Genomic DNA, 5,005 nt, shown 5'->3' on the forward strand with positions numbered 1-5,005 from the left:
GTCCATACGATTGCAGAAACGGAGAATAAATGGTTTGTTGTTGTGGGTGCTGATAAGAAACAGGTGTTTCAACCTTTGAATGACCTATTAACACGGTACCTGACAATCTACAGCATCGTTTTAGTTTCTATCATTCTGGCTGTCTATTTACTAACAAAGACCATCGTACGGCCAGTTCAAGAACTTGTAGAAGCGACAGAGGATTTCATTGGAGGAAAGGAATTCATCATTTCCGACAAAAGAAGCTTCGAGGAAATGGAAAAATTGAACCTTGCCTTTCTAAGAATGATGGAAACGATAGAAGATCGTGGGAAGGAAATCGTCCGAACGGAAAAATTGAAATATGTTGGCCAGCTTGCTGCCGGTGTCGCCCATGAAATCAGGAACCCGTTGACGACAATAAAGGGCTTTTTCCAATTATTGAAGAGCCAGGATCATGATACAACATTAATAGAAAAATATAGTGATGTCATGCTTCATGAAGTGGATCGGGTCAATGTATTCGTGACACAACTTCTTGATTTGGCAAAACCGCATCAACTGGAATGGGAGAAATTCGATTTAAAGGATTTCCTTGAAGAAATTTTAGATACATATACTCCCTCAAATCCGAGTTATCATGTAAGAATAATTAATGAAGTGGCACAATCCATCTTTGTTTATTCGGACAGAAACCGGTTAAGGCAGGTTCTCTTGAATGTCTTGAATAATTCTTGTGAAGCCATCGAAGCAAGGGGGCAGATTGAACTGCAACAGACTTCCGTGTCCCAATATGTGAAATTAGTGATCAGCGATGATGGAAAAGGCATCAGTCCCGAGGATTTAAAAAATATCGGTATGCCCTTTTACACCACCAAACCGGATGGGAATGGATTAGGTGTGGCGACGTGTATTCAGATAATGGAGGAATTAAAAGGTAAACTCCAAATGGAGAGCGTCCGCGACGAAGGAACGAAAGTGACCCTCATCATCCCCACTACGAACCGTCTCATTAAATGAGGCGGTTTTTGGTTGGTTGCAGTGCCCTTGAAGCTAATTGAGCAAAATGCCCTCCCATTTCCATTAACCTCCATGTTTGTTTGTGCATATAATTTACTAATCAAACGATAAGGACCATATTGGGGGATGTCTCTTATGGGCAAAAAAAAACAGCCGAAATTCAAATTAGGCGATACAGTCGTAATAACAATGTATGGGACAGTCGGGAATATAACCGATGTGAAATTTCTCGATGGTGCTTATGTGTATGAAGTGAACTATAGTGAAGGCCTATATATCGAAAAAACATTGCAATCGATAGATGAATATGAAGGAGAAATCCTTTATCCAAAAGAACAGATCGATATTGAATATAAATTTTTATTAGGTGACTTGGTCCAAGTGGATGGATATGAACAGGATTATTTCAAGATTATCGGCTATCGAACGGAAATTTGGCGCTATAAGGAAAATGCCTGGGAGGATGTAATCTATGAGTTATCAAGAATCTCAGATGGTGAATGGCTTGAAGCGCATGAAGAAGAACTGACTTTGATAGCCGATGCTAAACGTGCAGATGGAATTATAAAAAAGTTGGGTCTGCTACTTCCTAAAAAGAAAAATGAGCTTGCTATCATTGCTAAACAAAACAACCCTGGTAAAGGTGAGCGAGATATGACAATGACAAAAAATGAAAAAAAGGAAATGATTGATGGACTGTTGGATTTATATAATGATTATTGTAAGCTCTACGAACATTTTGGCGATGATGAATACCGCCATATTATGAAGATTGCCCTTGCGAAAATTGAAAAAGCGGCAGAGGAAATTTATCCAGATCATAAAAAGAAGCAAACGAAGTGAAAGGTATCCCCAACTTTTAATGGGCAATTTCCAAATTCCCTATAGAAGCTTCCATTCAAATTGAACAGAAATGGACGATATTTTTAGGCACTTCATATGATTTTCCATTATGGGTTGCCTTATTGGTATATTTGTCTCTACACATTCATAGACCTTTAAATAAGGGGGCGATGATTTGCGAGAAATTGAGGTTTTTATTGATACAGAAGAGATAGCGGAATTCTTTTTTCAAGAATTGATAAGACGGGGCTATCTTCCATCAGAAGCTGAAGTTGAAGATCTTGCTGACATCACATTCGAATATCTTCTAGAAAAATGCATAATTGATGAAGAAGTCGATGAGTAACCGGTCATAAGACGGTTAGCAGCTTCCTTTCCCTTAATTTTATTAACGATTAAAAAAAGACGGCGGACCTCCGCCGTTTTGTTTGCGGTTTAGAGTAAGGGTGCCATAAGTCATTTCGTGATTTCCAGTTTTTCAAGTTCTAGGATAAGGTTCAATTTTCCTAACTTGTGGTTGATATGGTATAGTAGTTTTTGAATATCATTTCAACCACAAGTTAAGGAGGACATAGTCGTATGAGCGTACATATTGGTGCAAAAGAAAATGAAATTGCGGAAACGGTCTTACTGCCAGGGGACCCATTGCGTGCAAAATATATTGCTGAAACATTTTTAGAGGATGCTAAACTTTATAATGAAGTTCGAAACATGTTTGGATATACAGGGACATATAAAGGGAAACGAATTTCAGTACAAGGTACTGGCATGGGTGTTCCATCCATTTCCATTTACGTGAATGAATTGATGAATAGCTATAATGTCCAGAAGCTGATTCGTGTGGGAACTGCAGGAGCGATTCAAAAAGATGTAAAAGTCAGGGATGTGATCCTTGCCATGAGTGCTTCGACTGATTCCCAAATGAACCGCATGACTTTCGGCGGGGTGGACTTTGCCCCAACCGCAGATTTCGAATTATTAAGAAAAGCTTATGACGCCGGCACGGCTAAGGGCTTGCAATTGAAGGTCGGTAATGTATTTACGGCCGATCAGTTTTATAACGATAATAGTGAATTGGAAAAATGGGCAAAATACCAAATACTTGCAATAGAAATGGAATCAGCTGCCCTATACACGCTTGCCGCTAAATTTGGCCGCCAAGCTTTATCTGTATTAACCATTTCCGATCACATTTTAACCGGTGAGGAAACGACGTCGGATGAGCGCCAGTCAACTTTTAACGAAATGGTTGAGGTGGCATTGGAAGCAGCTATCAAGGATTGATAAGTCAGGCGGGTTACCAGGAATAAGTGATGCCGTAAAATGACGGTTGGGATACAGGCTCAATTATTCCTTGGTATCCGTATTTTTATTATGTCGGGAGCTGGCTGTTGCCCTTGGAGCTTTCAGTATATTAACGTTTGCGAAGCGGTGAAAAAATACATATGGTCATAAATTGTTATTTTTGATAACTATTATTTTTCGATTGGCATGAAAGCTGATAAAATAGGAATGAAATCGTTATATCGTCATGAAGAATGAAAGTGGTGAGGCTTCAGTGGAAGAAGAAAATCAAAAACAGCCAAAAGAGGCAGGGAAATTCATTAAAATAAAGAAGTTTACATTCATAATGGGAATTTTCTTAGTCATATTTCTAACTGCAGGGATTACTACAATAGCCTTGACCTTTGGAGATGAAAAAGTAGAGTCATTAGCACCGGATAAACATTCGGAATTTGAAAAGCTGTATTCTACATACGATACGATAAAAGACAACTATTATGAAGAGATTGATCAAGATAAGCTGGTTGACGGGGCAATAAATGGAATGATCAAATCATTGGATGATCCCTATTCTGCTTATATGGATAAAAAGGAAGCATCGAGTTTCCATGAGAGCATCTCTTCATCTTTTGAAGGAATCGGTGCCGAGATTCAGGAGCAGGATGGACAAATCATGGTCGTCTCACCGATAAAAGGGTCCCCAGCAGAAAAAGCAGGGGTAAAACCGAATGATATCATTTTAAGTGTGAACGGTAAAAGCGTTGAAGGACTAAGCTCTTCTGAAGCTGTCTTGAAAATCAGGGGCAAAAAGGGAACGAAAGTGAATTTATCAATCTCAAGAGCTGGTGAGCCGGAACCGATGGAGCTCACCATTAAACGGGATACAATTCCGATTGAAACGGTATATGCGGAAATGCTTGATGATGGAGTTGCAAAAATTCAAGTGACCAGTTTTTCCGAACATACAGTCCAAGAGCTGAAAACGGCGCTTGAAGAAATGTCGAAGAAGGATATGAAGGGTCTCGTATTGGATTTGCGCGGAAACCCTGGGGGACTTCTTGACCAAGCAATAGAAATGGCGAGCCTGTTCATACCTAATGGGAAAGTGGTCCTTCAAGTTGAGGAGCGTAGCGGGAAAAAAGATGTCTATAAATCGAAGAATGATGGAGAACTGAAAATCCCGGTAGTCGTGTTGATTGATGACGGAAGTGCCAGTGCTTCTGAAATCGTTGCAGCGGCAGTCAGTGAGTCTGCGGACATTCCATTGATCGGTGTCAAGTCATTTGGGAAAGGGACAGTTCAGACTGCCCAAGACTTTGAGGATGGATCTAACTTTAAATATACGGCAGCTAAATGGTTGACTCCTGAAGGCAATTGGATTCATAAAAAAGGGATCAAGCCGGATATTAATGTAAAGCTTCCTGATTATGCCAGCCTTCCGTACATTTCACCTGATAAGGAATTGAAAGCATCCGATTCTTCGAGTGAAGTGAAAGCTGCTGAAGAGATGCTGAAGGTAGCAGGCCATGATCCAGGAAAAATAGATGGATTTTTTGATGAAGCAACCACGAATGCGGTCATAGCGTTCCAGAAGGAACAAAAAATTAAAGAAACTGGGACAATTAAAGATGATACTACCGTGAAATTAATGCAGGTCATCCGCGAGAAGATCCTTAAAAACGACACACAAGTGAAAAAGGCAGTAGAAGTATTAAAGAAAGAAATTAAATAAATGATTATGCCCGAAAAGCCTGTCAGCGATTATCGTTGGCAGGCTTTTTTGTCGTTAAATGCATAAAATTCCAGTATTAGACAGATGATAGGGGTAATTTTCCGATGAGGTGAGGCAATGAAAGAAAAGGTATTCTTCATATACCTA

General features: G+C 39.7%; 5 protein-coding genes. All 5 read left to right on the forward strand.

Annotated features, from left to right (window positions below; genetic code table 11):
- A partial coding sequence (locus tag ACFVSH_RS22770; RefSeq protein ID WP_387707965.1) for a sensor histidine kinase occupies positions 1-999 on the forward strand: 999 nt, incomplete at its 5' end.
- A 135-nt stretch (positions 1,000-1,134) separates the two neighbouring features.
- On the forward strand, positions 1,135-1,842 hold the full coding sequence (locus ACFVSH_RS22775; protein ID WP_387604191.1) for a hypothetical protein: 708 nt from the start codon (positions 1,135-1,137) through the stop codon (positions 1,840-1,842).
- A gap of 175 nt (positions 1,843-2,017) precedes the next feature.
- Positions 2,018-2,188 (forward strand): YozD family protein, encoded by a 171-nt coding sequence (locus ACFVSH_RS22780; protein WP_192205160.1) that lies wholly within the window; start codon positions 2,018-2,020, stop codon positions 2,186-2,188.
- 233 nt (positions 2,189-2,421) lie between these two features.
- Complete coding sequence (deoD, locus tag ACFVSH_RS22785) at positions 2,422-3,126, forward strand: purine-nucleoside phosphorylase (protein WP_076366058.1); 705 nt, start codon at positions 2,422-2,424, stop codon at positions 3,124-3,126.
- A 274-nt stretch (positions 3,127-3,400) separates the two neighbouring features.
- The gene (locus ACFVSH_RS22790; protein ID WP_387707967.1) at positions 3,401-4,858 is read left to right on the forward strand and encodes a lmo1851 family serine protease; all 1,458 of its coding nucleotides are present in this window, start codon (positions 3,401-3,403) and stop codon (positions 4,856-4,858) included.
- Positions 4,859-5,005 lie beyond the last annotated feature (147 nt).

The sequence above is a fragment of the Peribacillus sp. NPDC058002 genome (genome assembly GCF_042886655.1).
GTDB classification, from domain to species: Bacteria; Bacillota; Bacilli; order Bacillales; family DSM-1321; genus Peribacillus; species Peribacillus aracenensis.

What these genes read in the sequence shown, in the direction of transcription:
- ACFVSH_RS22775 (WP_387604191.1), top strand. Translation starts at nt 1,135, where the DNA reads ATGGGCAAAAAAAAACAGCCGAAATTCAAATTAGGCGATACAGTCGTA.
- deoD (WP_076366058.1), top strand. Translation starts at nt 2,422, where the DNA reads ATGAGCGTACATATTGGTGCAAAAGAAAATGAAATTGCGGAAACGGTC.